At 47.0% G+C, this 18,993-nt stretch carries 13 protein-coding genes; 5 read left to right on the top strand and 8 right to left on the bottom strand.

What is annotated here, in order from left to right; translation table 11 throughout:
* The first annotated feature begins 17 nt into the window (after positions 1-17).
* Genes panE through csdA form a run of 3 tightly spaced genes read left to right on the top strand, consistent with a single transcriptional unit; the run spans position 18 to position 2,715 of the window.
* A complete protein-coding gene (panE, locus tag BIW15_RS05550) occupies positions 18-908 on the top strand; it encodes a 2-dehydropantoate 2-reductase (protein WP_179115228.1) in 891 nt (296 codons plus the stop codon).
* Positions 905-1,504: a DJ-1 family glyoxalase III gene (locus BIW15_RS05545; RefSeq protein ID WP_005456692.1), complete on the top strand. Its 600-nt coding sequence runs from the start codon at positions 905-907 to the stop codon at positions 1,502-1,504. The genes panE and BIW15_RS05545 overlap by 4 nt, the downstream gene beginning before the upstream one ends.
* Positions 1,504-2,715 carry a cysteine desulfurase CsdA gene (gene csdA / locus BIW15_RS05540; RefSeq protein WP_077280667.1) on the top strand — a complete coding sequence of 404 codons (1,212 nt, stop codon included), beginning with the start codon at positions 1,504-1,506 and terminating at the stop codon, positions 2,713-2,715. The genes BIW15_RS05545 and csdA overlap by 1 nt, the downstream gene beginning before the upstream one ends.
* Before the next feature lie 33 nt (positions 2,716-2,748).
* On the opposite strand, the gene BIW15_RS05535 is transcribed toward csdA, so the two are convergent.
* From BIW15_RS05535 to BIW15_RS05510, 5 genes are all read right to left on the bottom strand, one after another.
* Positions 2,749-3,669 (bottom strand): sensor domain-containing diguanylate cyclase, encoded by a 921-nt coding sequence (locus tag BIW15_RS05535; protein ID WP_069540728.1) that lies wholly within the window; start codon positions 3,667-3,669, stop codon positions 2,749-2,751.
* Positions 3,670-3,978: 309 nt separating this feature from the next.
* The gene (csdE, locus tag BIW15_RS05530) at positions 3,979-4,407 is read right to left on the bottom strand and encodes a cysteine desulfurase sulfur acceptor subunit CsdE (RefSeq protein ID WP_025501545.1); all 429 of its coding nucleotides are present in this window, start codon (positions 4,405-4,407) and stop codon (positions 3,979-3,981) included.
* A 34-nt stretch (positions 4,408-4,441) separates the two neighbouring features.
* A complete protein-coding gene (gene tcdA / locus BIW15_RS05525; RefSeq protein WP_005484934.1) occupies positions 4,442-5,251 on the bottom strand; it encodes a tRNA cyclic N6-threonylcarbamoyladenosine(37) synthase TcdA in 810 nt (269 codons plus the stop codon).
* A gap of 99 nt (positions 5,252-5,350) precedes the next feature.
* Complete coding sequence (gene mltA, locus BIW15_RS05520; RefSeq protein WP_005456533.1) at positions 5,351-6,454, bottom strand: murein transglycosylase A; 1,104 nt, start codon at positions 6,452-6,454, stop codon at positions 5,351-5,353.
* A gap of 260 nt (positions 6,455-6,714) precedes the next feature.
* On the bottom strand, positions 6,715-7,170 hold the full coding sequence (locus tag BIW15_RS05510) for a DUF2850 domain-containing protein (RefSeq protein WP_005456510.1): 456 nt from the start codon (positions 7,168-7,170) through the stop codon (positions 6,715-6,717).
* A 164-nt stretch (positions 7,171-7,334) separates the two neighbouring features.
* Between BIW15_RS05510 and argA the strand changes: the two genes are divergently transcribed.
* Entirely contained in the window at positions 7,335-8,672 is a 1,338-nt protein-coding gene (gene argA / locus BIW15_RS05505) for an amino-acid N-acetyltransferase (protein WP_005482311.1), read from the top strand.
* 348 nt (positions 8,673-9,020) lie between these two features.
* The gene (locus BIW15_RS05500) at positions 9,021-9,209 is read left to right on the top strand and encodes a hypothetical protein (RefSeq protein WP_011106047.1); all 189 of its coding nucleotides are present in this window, start codon (positions 9,021-9,023) and stop codon (positions 9,207-9,209) included.
* A gap of 34 nt (positions 9,210-9,243) precedes the next feature.
* On the opposite strand, the gene recD is transcribed toward BIW15_RS05500, so the two are convergent.
* From recD to recC, 3 genes are all read right to left on the bottom strand, one after another.
* Complete coding sequence (gene recD / locus BIW15_RS05495; RefSeq protein WP_077280666.1) at positions 9,244-11,391, bottom strand: exodeoxyribonuclease V subunit alpha; 2,148 nt, start codon at positions 11,389-11,391, stop codon at positions 9,244-9,246.
* Positions 11,391-15,065 carry an exodeoxyribonuclease V subunit beta gene (gene recB / locus BIW15_RS05490; RefSeq protein WP_179115237.1) on the bottom strand — a complete coding sequence of 1,225 codons (3,675 nt, stop codon included), beginning with the start codon at positions 15,063-15,065 and terminating at the stop codon, positions 11,391-11,393. The genes recD and recB overlap by 1 nt, the downstream gene beginning before the upstream one ends.
* 327 nt (positions 15,066-15,392) lie before the next feature.
* On the bottom strand, positions 15,393-18,884 hold the full coding sequence (recC, locus tag BIW15_RS05480) for an exodeoxyribonuclease V subunit gamma (protein WP_077280664.1): 3,492 nt from the start codon (positions 18,882-18,884) through the stop codon (positions 15,393-15,395).
* Positions 18,885-18,993 lie beyond the last annotated feature (109 nt).

Genomic DNA, 18,993 nt, shown 5'->3' with positions numbered 1-18,993 from the left:
TTTACTGAGAGCGTTTGGTGAATATTCTCATTTTAGGTCCGGGGGCCATTGGCTCACTGTGGGCAACAAAATTTCAGTTGGCAGGACACCAAGTATCAGTGTGGGGCAGAACGTCTGAGCCGCAACACTCCCTTACGCTTGATGACTCACCTACAATGGAGTTTCCTAACCAACATATTCCCTCTTTACAACAAGCGGATTTGATTTTGGTCACGGTGAAAGCGTGGCAAGTGATCACTGCACTCAAACCTCTTATTGAGCACATTCATCGCGATGCCATTGTTATGCTTATGCACAATGGTATGGGTACGGCCGAGCAGGTAGAAGAGATGCTATCCGCAAATCCCGTCGTTATCGCAACCACAACCCATGGTGCTTATAAGCCGAATAAAGAGCACGTAATGCACACGGGGCAAGGCATCACTCAAGTTGGCGGCTTTAATGCGTCTGGCGCTCATTGCCAGTTTTTGCAAGATGTTATGCAGCACGCTTTACCAGAAGTTGTTTGGAACCCAAACATCAATGCCGCGTTGTGGACCAAACTCGCCATAAACTGTGCAATCAACCCGCTTACAGCATTGCATCAATGTAAAAATGGCGACCTTGCACACGGTGATTTTCAAGACACCTTGAAAAGCATCACGAAAGAACTTGTCGAAGTGATGAATAAGGAAAACATTGCGACGCAGTTCGACGTACTTTTCGAGACCATTATGCAAGTGGTGCGGGCAACGTCTGAGAACTATTCTTCAATGAGGCAAGACGTGTTTCATCAGCGCCCGACCGAAATTGATTTTATCACTGGGTACTTGCTAAAAGCGGCAGAGAAACATCGCATCAACACGCCTGAGAATTTAGAACTTTACCAACGCATCAAACAAATAGAACAAAGCTGGACAGAAGAATGAGTAAGAAAATCTTAGTGCCAATCGCTCCGGGCACCGAAGAAATGGAAGCCGTCACCGTTATCGACTTGATGGTTCGCGCGGGTTATGACGTTACAGTTGCAAGTGCTGCATTTGATGGTGCACTGACAATGAAAGCCTCTCGCGGTGTAACACTGACCGCGGATTGCAAGCTGGTTGATATTGCCGATGACGAGTTTGATGCCATTGTATTATCTGGCGGTGTTGGCGGAGCAGAAACTTTCCGCGACAGTACCGTCATGATTGAAATCCTCAAACAGCACATGTACGAGGGTAAACTGGTGGCGGCAATTTGTGCAGCTCCTGCTTTGGTTTTGCAGCACCACAACCTGTACCCAGATGCGTTGATGACATGCCATCCAAGCTTCCAATCTCATATTCCTGAAGACAAATGGCGAGCTAAACGTGTCACCATGGATGTGAATCACAACCTACTGACAAGTCAGGGACCAGGAACCGCACTTGAGTTTGCAATGGAAATCATTATCAAACTTTCCGGTAAAGAGCATGGATGGATGGTCGCAGAACCGCTAGTCACTATCCCAACACTGCATTATCACGAATTTGGTGAAGAGTAATGTTTGACGTAAACGCTGTACGCGAACAGTTCCCGGCCCTAAATCAAGACGTAAACCAATCGCCTTTAGTTTACCTTGATAGCGCAGCAACAACACAAAAGCCACAGTGCGTGATCGATGTGATTAGCCGTTACTATAGTGCACAAAATGCTAACGTGCATCGTGGTAGCCACAGTTTGACAGCAAACGCCACTAGCCAGTTTGAAGCCGCTCGCGAAGCCGTAGCAACGTTTATTGGTGCAAACAGCTCTAAAGAAATCATTTGGACGCGAGGTGCAACCGAAGCACTTAACTTAATTGCACAAACTTACGCTCGCAGCACCTTACAACCGGGCGATGAGATCTTGATTAGCGAGATGGAACACCACGCCAACATCGTGCCGTGGCAGATTGTAGCCGAACAAACTGGCGCGAAAATCGTGAAAGTGCCAATGACACCCGAGTGCCAGTTTGACTTGCAGGCGTTTGAACAAAAGCTCTCTGAGCGATGCAAAATCGTCACGTGCGCACAAATAACCAACGTAACAGGCACACGCCAACCTATCGAAAAGATCACCGAGCTAGCGCACAGCGTTGGTGCGGTAGTTGTAGTTGATGGCGCACAAGGCATCGTGCATGAGCAGCTAGATTTATCGACATCAGATATCGATTTTTACGTTTTCTCAGGTCACAAGCTCTATGCGCCAGCAGGTATTGGCGTCCTATACGGCAAACTAGAGTTGTTAGAAGCTATGCCACCATGGCACGGCGGCGGCAAAATGGTTGAACGCGTTTCTTTCGAGAAAACGACCTTTTCAGCACTTCCTGGCAAATTTGAAGCGGGCACACCAAACGTAGCGGGCGCGATTGCTTTAGCGAAAGCCATTGAGTGGTACCAAGGTTTTGACCATCACGAAGTCGAGGATCATCTCCATGCGCTTCAGGATAAGGCCTACCAAGCACTAAACGCGTTGGATGACATCCATATTCTAGGCTATCAACCGAATGCCTCTGTACTGACGTTCGTAATGGACGGCGTTCATCACCAAGACATGGCGACGCTGCTCGATCAACAAGGCATTGCGGTACGAGCAGGACACCATTGCGCTCACCCATTGATGGATGCGCTAAACGTCAAAGGAACGGTACGCGTTTCTTTTGGTATTTATAACACGGCAGAAGATGTGGATAGGCTCATCGCCGCCGTAGAGAAAGCCGTCGACATGTTATAACGCCCACCTTTCGACTTGGAGTAACCAACAAGGTTACTCCATCTGCCTATCCAGAGTCGCCACGCAATTTCTGCCATTTCTTTTCGCAGCATAAAGCGCTTTATCTGCATGCGCATACAAGCGTTTGGTGGTTTCATTTCTGCCTATTTTGACCACGCCTACGCTCACCGTGACCGGAATTTCAATCTTTTCAAATTCAAACTGGCAATTTTGAATATGGGAACGTACTTCCTCTCCCACTTCTTTCGCCGCCGATAGAGAGGTTTCTGGCAGGATAATCGCAAACTCCTCCCCTCCGACTCTTGCAAAAATCTCGTCTTTAACCAATAAGTGAGAAACCAAATCGGCTAATGTCTCTAAGACATAATCTCCCGCATCGTGGCCACGTTTATCATTGATAACTTTAAAAAAATCCAAATCAAACAATAATAGAGCAGATTGGTAGTCAAGAGTTTGAGATTTAATGACTTCTTCTGTGAGCTTTTCGAAAAAAACACGTCGATTGTAGATGTTTGTGAGAGCGTCAATTTGGCTTTGGTGGCGAAGAAGGGTTTCGACTCGGTGGCGGTTGGAAATGTTGCGGGTAAGAATGAGAACAACGCGACGACCTTGATAGTTTATAGTGAGCGGACAGATTTTCCCTTCGTAATAGAGGTCGCCTTTTGGCCCACTGTTCGCATCTATTCCCTGAATGCTGTCGGCGCACATCTTGTACTCGATCGTCACAATACTGTCTTGATTGAGTGACCGATTGATCTGTTCGATAAACCAGTCGGCTTGCTCTTTCTCAAGTACACTGTGCAGCGTCTTACCTATCAAATTGCTTCCATCGTGATAGGCTTTTTTGTCTGTTCCTCCAAAAACATCAATATAGATACCATCTTCACTCAAAATAAAAGTGGGGTCAGGCATTCCGGATAACACGTCTTGCGCATGTTCCAAGGTGAATTGCATACAGGGAGGTTCCTAGCGTTTGTATCTAAGTAACCCAATCGCCTCCAAATGTGTTTCAACATTGGGGAGTAGAAGCGAATGGGGCATATGTCTATTATCTAATATAGACAAATTTTAAATACAATTGAGTCTATAAAAACCAAGTGGGCAATATAATGAATCTGGATCAATAGAAAGGTCAATTAAAGTCAAAATAGTCGACTATTTGCATATTTTTTATTCACACGCAAAAAGCGTCTCAACTCAGATACAAAAAACGCCAAACAGCTAAGCTATTCGGCGTTTTTTAAAAATTGGGGAAATGGCTCATTACACGGCAGTGTGCTTAATCTGCTCAACAATAGCTTTCAGGCCATTACCACGTGATGGGCTTAAATGCGCGATGAGTCCCAGCTGCTCAAAATAAGCATCAATGTCAAACGCTTGAATTTGATCGGCCGTTTTACCGTCATAAGCCGCCATTACCAACGCAATTAATCCGCGTACAATACGCGCATCGGAGTCTGCACAAAAATGCCACACGCCATTTTGCGCTTGGCTCACTAACCACACCAAGCTTTCGCAACCCGATACTGTAACTTGTTCTGATTTCAGCTCTTCTGGCATTTGTGGCAGCTTTTTACCCCACTGAATGACCTGACGGTAACGATCTTCCCAGCCTTTAAATTGCTGCATCGTTGCGACAATATCTTCGCTGGTGATTTCTGTTCCAAATGGAGATGCAGGAAAATCGATCATAATGTGCCCTTCTGTTTGATGCTTTTTGGCTGAACTACTTCTTGTGTTTTTGAATCAGCTTCTCAACAATTCGCGATACCGCAACAAAGCCAAACGTCGCGGTTACGACAGTTGCCGCACCAAATCCGCTAGCACAATCCATGCGTTTTGGACCTTCCGCTGTCGACTTCACACCGCACACTGAACCGTCTGCTTGAGGATACTTCAGCTGCTCGGTTGAAAACACGCAATCAATACCAAACTTACGAGCCGGATTCTTAGGGAAGTTATGATGACGACGCAAAGTGTCTTTGATTTTCTTCGCTAAAGGATCTTGAATCGTTTTCGTTAAATCAGCGACCATGATCTGCGTTGGATCGACCTGACCACCAGCGCCACCTGTGGTAATCACTTTGATCTTGTTGCTGCGGCAATACGCCAGCAAAGACGCCTTCGCTTTTACGCTGTCAATCGCATCCAACACGTAATCAAACTCTTTACTTAAGTACTCATGTTGATTGTCTGGCGTAATGAAATCATCAATCAGATTAACTTTACACTCCGGGTTGATCAACTTGACGCGCTCGGCCATCACTTCAATTTTGCTTTGACCAACGGTACCCGTCATCGCATGAATTTGGCGGTTAATGTTCGTGACACAAACATCGTCCATATCAATTAGAGTCAGCTCACCGATCCCCGTACGAGCCAGCGCTTCCACCGCCCATGAACCGACACCACCAATACCAATCACACAAACGTGTGCAGCGCGAAGAATGTCCACTTCACTATTGCCATAAAGACGACGTGTGCCGCCAAAGCGTTGGTTGTAACTGTCAGATGCAGGGGTATCGAGTTCACGCATATTGAAGTCCAGATGATCGATAGAAAAACAAAGAGTGCGATTTATACGCACTCTTTGATGAAATGTCTAGATAAGAGGGGGTTCCTCTTTCTTGGATGGCTATTGTAGCTTTTCTGGCGGTAAAGCCCAAGGCGCTTGAGTTGGTGAGTTTTCCAACCCAAGTTTCCACACTCGACCAAAATGCTTGTAGTGCCCAGCTTCTGTCCCTGCTCTCGCACCAATGCCATGATACAGATCCAAATGGTTTTGTTTTACCGCACCACCTGTGTCTAACACGATCAGCATGCGCAGTTGGTGAGCGCCGCTCCACGTACCATCGGCATTCAACAACGGCACTTCCGCCAAGATTGGCGTGCCCATTGGTAAGATAGAACGATCGCCCGCGACAGCGGCCATTGGCAACAACGGAATACCAGCCGAGCCTGTTACAGGCGCTTCCGCTTTTGGTGCAAAGAAAACGTAAGAAGGATTTTGCTCCAACAGCTCGCGCACTGTCGCATCGTCGTTGTCCATCACCCACTCTTTAATCGCTTTGAGGGACATTTTTTCACGCGGCACTTCACCACGTTCAATCAAAATGCGGCCAATGCTGACGTAAGCTTTGTTGTTTTTCCCTGCGTACGCAAAGTACTCCAACGTATCATCATCTTCAAAATGCACATACCCACTGCCCTGCACTTCCATCATAAACGGGTCAATACGATTTGGCGCATAACCAAGCACTAAACCTTGGCCATCTAATGCCCCATTGTAGATCTCCGCGCGAGTCGGACAATCTGATGTGCAGTTCGGCTTACCGTAAACTGGGTACTTAAAAATGTCGTTTGGTGTATGACGAAGCTCCATCACGGGAGAAAAGTATCCGGTAAACAACACATTACCTTTTTTATCACCACCACCCAATTGCGCAGCTTGAATGCCAAACGCACTCAACGCGCTGGTGTCTCCGCTTTGCTGCGCCCACTCACTCAGTCTTTGGTAAAGCGGTTGGTAAATCTTCGCCATGGATGGTGACTTCATCACCACTTGCTCAGCTTGCTTATTAAACTCAGTAAAATCGCGTGGTTTGTTGGACTCAACTACATCCACTTTATTTAGGATCTGAGGGAACTCACCATCGAGATATTGCTGAGCGCGATCATTTTGTTGAGCACAACCAAATAGCAGACTCAAAGAAATAATAGGAAGGAGTTTTTTTAACACGTGATTTTTCCGTAAAAAAGAATAGCAAAAGGATGGCAAACAAATGCAAGCGACGCAATTGAAAAGCGACGACAAAATGTTTCAACACTAAGCCAATCCGTTTACTTGTTGTTAAATCATCCATTTCGGGACGAACAACATGATAACAGGAGAATATTTACGAAATTGTCCAGACAATGTCTGAACTGATGTGGATATAAAAAAGATAGGAATGTTGAGCACTCGCGCAATGGCGAATGCTCAAATAGAAAACACAATATTTAACGAACGGCGATGCCAGCGTGCCCTTCAAGACGAAAGACCGGAAGATAGTGCGCTCGCGCATCCAACTTCATTTCTGTATGTTGTTTTCCGACAAAATCAAAATGGCGTACGGTCGAACCGACTTTGTATGAGAACGAATCGCCATCAAATTCAAAATCGGTTGCAATGGTCGAGCCATTAACGGTCACACCCCTTTCACTAAGCACAAACTCTTCCCTCGAGTAAGGGGCTACATCTTGCTCAACCCAGCGGCCATAAATTATTGATTTAGAGATGGGAGGGTTAATGTACCGAGTGATCAAATCGCCATACAGCATACAAACAATGACCGTACCCAGCACTGCCATTAGCATGAGAGAACGTTCCGCCCACTTGCGAAGTGACGATTTTGTGGATGAATTAGACTCGTTTTGAGCAGTGATCGCAGCATTCTTATTTACAACTGAAGACATGAGGTTCACTTATTTGAAATAGACGCGCGTATTGTAACCTCCATAACCAAACTGGACAAAGCACCGTACTCCAGATGTTTGTGCTCTATTCCAAAAAATTGCCTTGCCATTAATTGAATAAAAAGACATTATTTAAGCATAAATAAACACAAGGAATGGCTGTAGTGAAAATTCGTAGTACCGCTCTCGTAAAAGGATTCCGCCAATCAACCCCTTACGTCAACGCTCACCGTGGGAAGACCATGGTGATCATGCTGGGAGGTGAAGCGGTCGCCCATAATAATTTTGGCAATATAATCAATGATATTGCTTTGATGCACAGTTTAGGCATCAAAGTCGTTGTCGTTTATGGCGCTCGTCCACAAATCAATCAATTACTTGAAAAACAAGACCTTACTACGCCATACCACAAAAACATCCGAATTACCGATGAAGCGGCACTATCGGTAGTTATGCAAGCTGCTGGGCAGCTTCAACTAGCCATTACCGCACGCCTTTCAATGAGCTTAAACAACACCCCAATGGCTGGCACACAACTGAATGTAGTCAGTGGCAACTTTGTCATTGCACAGCCACTTGGCGTAGATGACGGTGTCGATTACTGCCACAGTGGACGCATTCGCCGCATTGACACCGACGCGATTAATCGTACGCTCGACCAAGGCTCTATTGTGCTACTTGGCCCCATTGCGAGCTCCGTGACAGGCGAATGTTTTAACTTACTTTCTGAAGAAGTCGCGACGCAACTGGCGATCAAATTAGGCGCAGACAAACTGATTGGTTTCTGCTCAGAACAAGGCGTGATTGACGACAATGGCAATGCCGTCGCAGAGTTGCTGCCTATCGAGGCAGAGCACGTCATTAAAACGCTTTCAGAAAACCACGCTTCAGATTCCGATTACAACACGGGCACTTTGCGTTTCCTCAAAGGTTCCATCGCCGCTTGTCGCGCTGGCGTCCCACGTAGCCATCTCATCAGCTACAAAGTAGATGGGGCTTTGATTCAGGAGTTGTTCTCGTTTGACGGTATCGGAACTCAAGTCGTCATGGCAAGCGCAGAGCAAGTTCGTCAAGCTGGTATTGATGACATCGGCGGCATTTTGGAATTGATTCATCCATTAGAAGAACAAGGTATTTTGGTCAGGCGTTCGAGAGAACAGCTAGAGCAAGAGATTGGTAAATTCACCATCATTGAAAAAGATGGCTTAATCATCGGATGCGCGGCTTTATACCCATATTCTGAAGAACGAAAAGCTGAAATGGCCTGTGTTGCTATTCACCCAGACTATCGGGATGGCAACCGAGGTTTGTTGCTGCTGAACTACATGAAGCATCGTTCAAAATCAGAAAACATCAACCAGATTTTTGTCCTTACTACCCACAGTCTGCATTGGTTTAGAGAGCAAGGATTCTACGAAGTTGGAGTCGATTACTTGCCAGGAGCCAAGCAAGGGCTGTACAACTTTCAGCGTAAGTCCAAAATCTTAGCGTTAGACTTATAAACAAACTCAACATCATTAACATGTGCGTTCTGAATCCTCAATCCGAGGTTTGGAACGCCATGCTCCGACTATCTCAATAATAAAACCATGGTTCATAAGCAGTAATACCATCAATTTAGATATGCAAAGCATTACATTGATTTTAGTTCCATTTTTACCTTTTCAATATACACACTGTTGGCTATACTCTGCGCGCTAGTGATTGGTTTTTAACCAATGCAAATGGATCTAGGTGATGATACGTAGCCTTCACCCTAAAATGCTGGGCAGTCGATAACTAGTTAGCCCGCATTGCACACCAAGGACAGTTGTTAATCTGACTTTCAATAAGCCGAGACGAGCACTGTTATGAGAACAATCATTTGTAATTCGCTTCAAAGTTTCTGGGATATGGCTGACAATCAGTTTTTAGAAGGCCTAGATGTTCACTGTGTTTTTCCGGTGAATGACGCCATTCGAGACTTTATCCTTACTTATCAACAGCAATACAAAATACGCAGCGTATCGTTTACCGATGCCTTTGCACAACGTACATAAAAGAAGACCGAGCCATAAGCTCGGTCTTCTTGTTTTAGTTAGTAAGCCGCTGTACTAGCCCACTCGCGCGAGTAGTTTTCACCTTAATGCCTCGCTTCAGAACATTGAGTTCGGCGTAAAGAGCTAAACGCTTTTTCGCGCGGGTAATGCCTGTGTAAATCAACTCACGGGTTAATATCGGGCTAAAGTCTGGTGGCAAAATCATCAGGGTGTAATCAAATTCACTGCCTTGCGATTTATGGATGGTCATGGCGTAAGCCGTTTCATGTTCAGGTACTCGGCTTGGCAAGACCGATTTCACACTGCCGTCAGGTAACTCGAAAAAGACTTTCAAACGCGGTTCTTCTTCACTGTCATCTCGCATGCAAATACCAATATCACCGTTATACAAACCTAAACCATGATCATTACGCGTAACCATGACAGGTCTGCCGTGATACCAAATTTCATCCTGAACTTGAATGAACTTGCGCGCCGCGAGCGCTTTCTCAATGCGTTGGTTTAGCCCAGCCACACCGAAGTCACCTTCACGGATCGCGCACAGCAGTCGGCATTGGTTGAAGGTATCTAACACCGCTTTGGCTTTGTGCGTTAGCGACTCTGGCTCTCCGGTTTTAGGATCAGTTTCCTGTTGTCCAATGCGTTTGAGGTAACGACCGTATTCCTGCACCAACGTCTGCATCATTTGGTTGTAATGTTGACTACTTAGTGCGAAATGTTCGATATCGGAAAAGTCACGCGCCCAGACGTTATCTACGCTCGCAGCAGAACCTGAGTTAACCGCTTTTGCCAACTGACCAATGCCTGAGCGAGCGTCAAATCGGTAGCTCTTTTGCAGCATACATAAGCTATCGGCAATGCTGGAGGCACTGTTCCCCGTATGGGCTAAAGTATCGAAACCCGTCAGTTTTGCGATGGCTGACGCCTGCTCTTTGCCATAACCCAATGCATGGAACGAACAGATATCACCCAACACAGCCCCTGCTTCAACTGAGGCAAGTTGGTCTTTATCACCTAACAAAATCAGCCGCGCATGCTTCGGTAAGGCATCGACCACTTTGTACATCATTGGTAAATCAACCATCGACGCTTCGTCGATAACTAAAATATCCAAATGCAGTGGATTTTGCTTGTTGTGACGAAATTCTGCGCTATTAGGAATCGCGCCCAGCAACCTATGTAAGGTACTCGATTCAGTCGGAATTTTAGCTTTTAGCTCCGGAGAAACTGGCAGTTCTTGCACTGCTTTACCAATGGACTCGGTTAATCGCGCCGCCGCTTTCCCCGTCGGGGCCACCAGCTTGATGGTTAGATTTTTCTCGTGCGTCGCCTGTTCAATCAAAGCAGCAAGCAATTTGGTTACTGTCGTCGTTTTACCCGTACCAGGGCCACCAGAAATCACAGCAAATCGACGAGTTAACGCAACCGCCGCCGCGACTTTTTGCCAGTTCACACAAGCTGAAAGTGGCACCAGCTCATCCAGTTGCTGCAAATCCTGAACCTTGCGCGCATTGCTAAGCACGGAATCAATGGCGTGCCAATCCAACGATTCGCTTGCGACCACATCAAGGTGATCACACACCAATTGTTGACGCAACACTTGGTTGCTGCTTCCCGCTTCTACTGCTTTGCCCAACGCGTTAAACAGAAAATGGTATTGGCGTGCGAACAGATGGTTGAGCAACTCCGATAATCGCGCAAACTCTTGTGGTTGCAAGTTAACTGCGGCGCCCAACTGATTGAGCTTTTCCGCCAGTGTCACTTCATAATGCCAATAGCGGTGCAGATACAGACGCTCGCCATCGAACATCAGCGGTAAGGCTTCTCCTTGCGCGCCGACCACGGTGGAATTTTTTAATACTTGAATCCAGTCTATGCCTTGCAACTGTGTGTTGAGCGCCAATGCCGACTCACCAAACAGCCCTAGCTTACTGGCTAAATCCGTAGATTGCCCTTGTGCATCGAACAGAGGCAGACAGATATGTCCTTTGCCGAGCTCACTACTGACAACACCCGCGATAAACGCCAATGCTTGACTGTCCGACTGTTCATCATGCGTTTGAGAATCAATAAAACAAGCGAATTGGTAGTCGAGCTGACGAAGAGCACCTTTGTGCGCCAAACGTTCCAGCACTACCAATAGACTATCTTGGTCAGAATGAAGATTGTGATTTGTCGTCATTAAAGTAGCTCCATCTGCCCGGCTTGAGTTGAGCGCGTTTCAAGTATTTGACCATCAATCAAACGATCCATCTCTTGTAAGAAGTCTAAGGTTGGTTTCGCGGCAAAAATGCCGTGGTCACTCTGCCCATCCATACCGCGCAAGAACAAGTAATACACACCACCGAAGTGCTGCTCATATCGATAATTTGCCAATCGGCTGCGTAGGAAACGATGCAGTGCTAACGCATAAATCTGGTATTGCAAATCGTAGCGGTGATCAGCCATCGCCGATTTCAGAGCCTCACCATGGTAGTGCGTTACATCGTCGCCAAGATGATTCGATTTCCAGTCAAGCACGTAGTATTTACCTTGATGTTCAAACACCAAGTCGATAAAACCTTTGAGCATGCCTTGCACGGTTTGGAAACCTAAATCCCCCGCTTTCGCCGACAACGGATCGTGACGTTGAATGACTCGGTTTAACGCCGGTGCAGACAACACTTCAATCGGCAACAAAAATTCCATCTCCACCAAACGTTGCGACGGTGCTTTTTGATTCAGCAGCAAAGACTTACCATCCAACGGCGTAGCGAGTACGGTATCAATCAATTGCTGTAAAATGGGCAACCACTCTTCATCGAGCTGTTCGCTTTCCATCAAGCCAAGGATGATTTGTGTATTCTCTTCCGTCGTGGCTGGCTGAGTAAATTCAATTTCCTCAAACAGGCTGTGCAGGAACGTACCCGGACGCGCACCGCGAGGGAAGGTAAAAATAGAACGCTCTGGCTCCACCAAATCCGCTTCGTCTTGCTCTTCAGATGAGTCGATATCAAAACCCGTAATCTCAATCGTGGCATCATGCTCGGCGTGATGAGAGCCTTGCTTGACCAAGCCAGAATAACTGGTGATGCGCCAGTTTCTGTCGATAGGGTTTTGCAGCTCTTTCGCGCTAAGATCGTGTATTTCTTCTTGTGGCGCTACGTACTTCTCTTCGAGTTTCTGCGGCGGATCGGCCACAACGACACAATCAAGCTCGTCTTGTTGCTTTGTTAAACCTTGGTACAAATCGTTAATGCCACCTTCTTGACCATTTTGAATCAAATAGCCAATCGCACTGCGGTGTACGCCGGTTGGCTCTTTGGTCGAACGGCCATTGCGCAAAGGCGAGGCTCCAATAAAACACGCATACACAGCACGCGTTAACGCCACGTATATCAAGCGTAAGTCTTCCGCCAAACGCTCTTTATCCGCTTGCTTAATGGACGCATCGTTGCCAGTGATATCCAGTACCGTGCGGTCATTGGCTGCATCGTAATATTTGGCTTCGCTGGCTTCTCGATAGCTGAACACAAACGGCAGAAATACGAGGTCATACTCCAAACCTTTTGATTTGTGAATAGTTACGATCTGCACTAAGTTACGTTCCGATTCTAAACGTTGGATTTGGTCATCACTGCCACCCAAACCGTTTTCCGCATCACTGATAGACTGAGCGAGCCAACGCAGCAGACCGTGGTCGCTATCCAGTTCATTACTGGCTTGTTGAAGCAGTTCACCAATGTGCATTAAATCGGTAAGTACTCGCTCACCATTCTCACCCTGTGAACTCGCGCCTTCTTCTAGTAATCGCTCGGCAATATGGCGTTTGCTGATCACCGCGCGCAACATCGGCAGCACACCACGTTGAACCCAAAGTTTGCGATATTCTTTGAATTCGTTTACGGCGTTTTCCCACACCACTTCATCGTTATTAAGCGCATCCAAACTTGCTGCGTCGAGGGCAAACAGCTCAGAGGCAAGACTTGCACGCAGCGCACGGTCATTTTCTGGCGTCAGCACCGCTTGCAGCAAACGCTGTAAATCCTGCGCCACTGAACTGGTAAACACACTGTCTCGGTTAGACAGGTACACGCTGGCAATACCTTGGTCTGCTAGCGCTTGTTTGATCATTCGACCTTCACTACCTGTTCGAACCAACACCGCGATATCGCCCGCTTGAACCGCTTTCTGTTTTTCGCCATTCACCAGATACGCTTGCCCATGTTGAGCCTGCGTCAAAATAGCTTGGATTTGGCTTGCGGTTGCCTCTGCCATTCGAGTCAAATACTCGCCTTTTGGTAGCGGTTTATCGTCCGCGTCTTGCAACCAATAAGTCAGCGCCGGTTGCTTTTGGCCACCCATAGTCCAAATGCGTTTTTCGGCATTGGGACTGTACTTAACGGGTAAGAACGGAATATCTGAATCATAGATAAATGGACTGTCTGGCAAAGCAAATACTTGGTTTACCGCCTGCACCATATCTGCGCTAGAACGCCAGTTGGTTCCTAACGTGTAGTGGGCACTTACTTGGTTACGCGCTTTGATGTAAGTGAAAATGTCTGCGCCACGAAAGCCATAAATCGCCTGCTTGGGGTCACCGATCATAAACAAACCACATTCCGGGTTGTTCAGATAAATACGGCTGAAAATACTGTATTGAAGCGGATCGGTATCTTGGAACTCGTCAATCATTGCGACAGGATACAAAGTACGAATACGCGCCGCTAAAAGCTCGCTTTCGTCCGTATCGATAGAAGCAGAAAGTTGCGTCAGCAAATCATCGAAAGAGAGCCACTGTTTTTGATTTTTCGCGTTGGCCAGCATCACACGACAATGCTCAATCGCATGCGCAAGCAGTGGCGCTTTTAAGCTGATTGGATTGGCAAGAAATGTTTCAATGGCTTCAAATACCGCATGCTGCGGCGCACTGCCTTTCGGTGTTTTTTCCAACAAGACGTTTTGCGCGAATTTCTCCAGCTTGTCTGGATAATCGTAACCTGTAGTTTCCGTTGCCGCCCAAGCGTTTACCGCCTCCAACCACGTCGGCAGAGACTTTTTGGTGTAGCTACGTTTGTTAATATCTGAATCTGAAATCAGCGTTAAGAAGTCATCTTGGCTTTCTCGCCACTGTGCTTTTAATCCATCAATTTTTTTCAGATTTTCAGTATGAAGATCAGCCAAACTGCCTTTCATTGCAGGAACAGAAAGGCTTAACGGCGCACCGGTTAAGTAATTGCTGATGTCAGACAACAACGCAGATGGAGAGCCCCATAGCTGGCGAATTTCTCCAGCCAAGGTAAATGGCAACGGGTAGAAATTGCGACGCCAGTAATCGGCTACAACTTGCGCTTTTAGGTGACTTTCATCGGTCACAAACTCGTTGTTAAATCGGCTGCCAGATTCAAACGCATTTTGCGTTAGCATACGTTGGCAAAAACCGTGAATGGTGTAGACCGCCGCCTCGTCCATCTGACGCTCTGCCTGCAATAAAATTTCTGCGGCTTGCTTGTGATCGTCAAACTCATTAAGCAAAGGTTGGATCACCGGATCGGAACTCTGTCCACGCGCAAACGCGATTCGCGCATCATGGATTCTTGCCCTGATACGATCGCGTAATTCCGCAGTTGCCGCTTCGGTAAAGGTTACGACCAGAATTTGGTCGACCGTAAGCGGTACGCGATGTCGAGTTTCCGCGCTGCCGTGACCAAGCAAAAGACGCAGATATAAACCTGCAATAGTGAAGGTTTTACCTGTACCTGCTGATGCCTCGATTAACCTCGCACCGTGCAGAGGAAACGTCATCGGTTCTAGTGGCGTTGGTTGAGGTTGCTCTGTGCGGTCTAACGTATGTAGAGGGCACTCTGCACCTGACATTTGATCCATAACGCTGAATCTCTCCGGATTATTTACTAGGACGTATCACCTAATAAATGTGATCTATAGTTAAAAATTCTATTAATATGTTTAACAAGTTGGATAATTTAGAGCTTTGTGAGATCTTTCTCACGGTTATCCATAAGACGTACCGTTAGTATGCGCCCCACGAGATAAGCCAAACCTTTTTGGCGGCACAACTCAAATGAATTAAACAAAAGTATCATGGTCCCTCTGACCTTGTGGCCGTACAGCGAACGCCCTACAAAAAATAATGATTTTCTGGCGGCCACCCTACTCTTCCTTCTCTTTATCCAACTGTCTTTATTACGCTTTTACGTCATCAGCGTCTTGAACCGCTAAGCGCGCACCTTGCAGTACTAATGCTGTCAGCAAACGAACTTCTGAGGCCAACTCATCATTCCAAGCAGGCCAAATTCGAGAGATGTACGCATTATTGCCTTCGCCCGGGCTCATGAAGCCATCATTGAATGCGTCAGCCATTTTCTTCAAAGATTTCTCTTCGTCATCGACCCACTGACCACGGCTAAAGCCCGCTTCAACACAAGCCAACGCCGTTTTCGGGAAATAAGGCAAAGGCTTAGTCATGCCTTCGAAGAATAAGCGAACTAATTCAGTCAGTAGATGTTTGGCATACTGCACATCGGCAATTTCTGGGTAGATCAAATGCAGAGCGCCTTCTTTACGATCGTAACCAATGATGTGGGTTTTCTTAGCATGACCCGACGCCGACATGGCAAGGTGATCGATCCACGCTGCAAGGTAATCCTGCGAGCGAATCTTACCGCTTCGATAGCGAATCAAACCGGATTGGTAGCATTGAGTTAGCCAACCAGTCAGGCGAACGTTTTTCTCTTCGCCTTCATTTCGCTCAAATAAGGAGTCAAACGTCAGGTCGATTTCCAAATCGTCTTGAGGCGCACCAGATAAAAACGCCAGTTTGTCCACCAGCTCTTCCGCCTGAACTCGGTTGGTTTCAAACTCGATATCACCAAACGCCCCCACCGGCAGTTTGCCTTGCGCGCGCTGTTGACTCATAAAGTGTTTAAGCACCTCTGTTTTTTTCTCTGGCTGCATCAATGTCGTTTCAAGCAAGGTTTCTAACAGCTCATCACGCATTTGATAGCTTTCCAAACCACCTAAAACAAAGGGTTCGTCGTCTTCCATCACCGGCAGTGGCGGTTCAAAGATTACTTTTAAACGACGATTGAAAAAATACTGCACAGGTAAGCGCCAGAAACGTTGCAACTCGACTAAGTCGAGCTCAAGTGGGTACGTCGCTCCTAACAGATAGTCGTCTAATGCCCGATTAAAATCACGACGAACATAGCCTTGCGATTGACTACTTTGAGTCAATGCTGCTGGAATCCACTCTTTCGCGTAGCTGGCGTGCATGCCTTGGAACGCACTTGGGCTAAACGGCACCATGGCGTGGGTATTCACCAACGCATTTAATAAGTTGTCGCCAGACTCATCAACGGGCAACGCTTCATCACCACTTAAACAATAGTTTTGGTGGCAGTATTCCATCAGCTCAGAAACCAGAACCGAAGGCACTCGCTCGGTGTTGTCTTGGATTGAACGGCCAACATAACTGATGTAGAGCGTTTGCTGTGCAGACAACATCGCTTCGAGGAATAGGTAACGGTCATCATCTCGGCGCGAACGGTCGCCCGGTTTGGCTCTTCCCGTCATCAAGTCAAAGCCTTCTGGCGGCATGGAACGCGGGTACACGCCGTCATTCATCCCCAGCAGACAAACGGTTCTAAACGGAATAGAGCGCATCGGCATCAGGGTACAAAAGTTCACTTGACCAGCTAGGAAGCGCTGGCTGACTCGTGTGCCAGATAATTTGTTTTGAAGGTATTGGCTGATGATCGACGGCGATAACGCATCATCAAATGCGGCATCAGCTAATTGCTCTTTGAGTTGGCTGAGCGTATCGCGAATGGATTTGAGCGCCATTTCGCCTTCTAACTCAACTGAGAAGAAGTCATCCAGCAGTGAAACCAAAGTCTCTCGCCAACCATCAATAGTCTGAACATGAGAAAGTTTGCTGCGATAAGTGCTAATTTGTTGGATAAAGTGTGCCAACTTGCCCGCAAGCTCTGCGCCCATGCCTTGCACTTCGTTGTACGGAGATAAACTGCCTTGCTCGGTTTCAAACAAACCTGCGGATTCTGGCATCGCGTAGCCAAGCAACATGCGTTGAATGCCAAATTGCCACGTGTTTTGACGGGTTTCCGGCAGTTCAAATTCGCGTCCGGTATTGGCATCCAACCCCCAGCGAATTCCCGATTCTTCAACCCATTGTTTGGCTTGTAAGAAATCATCTTCGCTGAGTTCAAAACGCTTTAATATCGCCGGAGTTTCCAGAAGTTCGAGTAGTTCTGATGCCAAACAGCGCGTATTGGGTAAGTTCACCAACTGCATAAATGCGGCCAGAATTGGGCTCTCTTGATCGGCGGTTCGGTCAGAAATCGAATAGGGAATAAAACGCTCACCCGGTGCGTTACCAAAGACCGCCTGAATCGCAGGGCTGTAAGCGTTGATGTCCGCGACCATCACGATAATATCGCGCGGTTTTAACGTTGGGTCAGCATCGAACATCGCCAATAGTTGATCATGCAGCACTTCCACTTCACGCATCGGGCTGTGGCAAGCGTGCAGGCTGAGTGATTTATCACCCAAGCGAACCACTTGTTTGTGATGACTGTTTTCAATCTGTTGGTCATCTTGATGTTCTTCAAGATTGAGAATATCCGCTTGCAATTGATGGAGTAGACTGTCGCGCTCAACATCAACAAACGCTTCAATTTCATGAGACTCCAGCTGAGACAACAGATACATATTGTCACGCCCGAGTTTACCCATGGACGCCAACAGACTGTTTCCGACCACATCGGTGTGCAGCTCATCGATCACGTTATCTTCCAATGAACCTTTCAGTTGCTCAGTTTCACCTTGCACTTCCGAGTGATCGTCCTGCCACACAACGTGCTGACGATGTTTCGCCGCCAAACGAGCCAGATATTTGCGATCTCGAACTTCACCCCAATAATAACGACACGGGTTGGTGAACATCAGATGCACGTCGATGTGTTCACCAATGGCTTTTAGCGCATCCATATAGCGAGGCGGCAACGAAGAAATGCCAAAAACAAACAAACGCTTAGGTAAATGGTCAAAATTGCCGTTAAAACTCGCTAACGTGTCGATAAAGTGCTCATAAAGGTTGGCGCGGTGATATGGAGACTGCCCTAATGACACAGTGTGATCGTACAACGCTTGCCATAAGATCGGCTGCCACGGATGCTCATCTTCCAGCTCTGGCACACTCTGCCCAGCTTCCCAACTTGCGATCCATTCCGGACGATACACCAAGTAACCATCGAAAATATCGGCAATTTTCTCAGCCAGCTGATACAACTTAGAGTGGTCACTGTCATCTTTGAGGTACTGCGCTAACGGCGAAAACACCTCTTGGTTGAGAAGCCCCGGCAGCAAATGCATCAACTTCCACGTCATCGCTTCTTTGTTAAACGCACTGCGTTTTGGCACGTCTGGCAACACCTGCGTAAACATTTCCCAAATGAAAGTCGCAGGGAGCGGAAAATCAATGTTCGCGGCAACACCAAACTCTTTGGCCAATTCCATTTTTAGCCACTGGGACATGCCTGGACTTTGAACCAGAATTTGTTCTTTTTCGAACGGGTTTTCCAGCGGACTGATTCGAATCAGTTCGACAAGGAGTGATTTAAGAACGTCAACTTGGTTGGAGTGATAAACAGTAAACAAATTGGGAATACCGAGCGCCGATTGAAACTGTTAGCTAGCTTAGCACAGCCCTATTTAAACCCGCAGTGATCTCGTGTTCTGAAAAAAGTAAAAGGTTACATATCGCTCA

It is taken from the genome of Vibrio sp. SALL6, from assembly GCF_002002385.1.
Classification (GTDB): domain Bacteria; phylum Pseudomonadota; class Gammaproteobacteria; order Enterobacterales; family Vibrionaceae; genus Vibrio; species Vibrio parahaemolyticus.
The sequence above is the reverse complement of the archived record's forward strand: the minus strand, read 5'-3'. Positions and strand labels throughout refer to the sequence as shown.

Excerpts from the sequence above, each read along its gene's own strand:
- BIW15_RS05545 (WP_005456692.1), top strand. The coding sequence starts at position 905 with ATGAGTAAGAAAATCTTAGTGCCAATCGCTCCGGGCACCGAAGAAATG.
- csdA (WP_077280667.1), top strand. The coding sequence starts at position 1,504 with ATGTTTGACGTAAACGCTGTACGCGAACAGTTCCCGGCCCTAAATCAA.
- BIW15_RS05535 (WP_069540728.1), bottom strand. The coding sequence starts at position 3,669 with ATGCAATTCACCTTGGAACATGCGCAAGACGTGTTATCCGGAATGCCT.
- csdE (WP_025501545.1), bottom strand. The coding sequence starts at position 4,407 with ATGATCGATTTTCCTGCATCTCCATTTGGAACAGAAATCACCAGCGAA.
- tcdA (WP_005484934.1), bottom strand. The coding sequence starts at position 5,251 with ATGCGTGAACTCGATACCCCTGCATCTGACAGTTACAACCAACGCTTT.
- BIW15_RS05510 (WP_005456510.1), bottom strand. The coding sequence starts at position 7,170 with ATGTCTTCAGTTGTAAATAAGAATGCTGCGATCACTGCTCAAAACGAG.
- BIW15_RS05500 (WP_011106047.1), top strand. The coding sequence starts at position 9,021 with ATGAGAACAATCATTTGTAATTCGCTTCAAAGTTTCTGGGATATGGCT.
- recD (WP_077280666.1), bottom strand. The coding sequence starts at position 11,391 with ATGACGACAAATCACAATCTTCATTCTGACCAAGATAGTCTATTGGTA.
- recB (WP_179115237.1), bottom strand. The coding sequence starts at position 15,065 with ATGTCAGGTGCAGAGTGCCCTCTACATACGTTAGACCGCACAGAGCAA.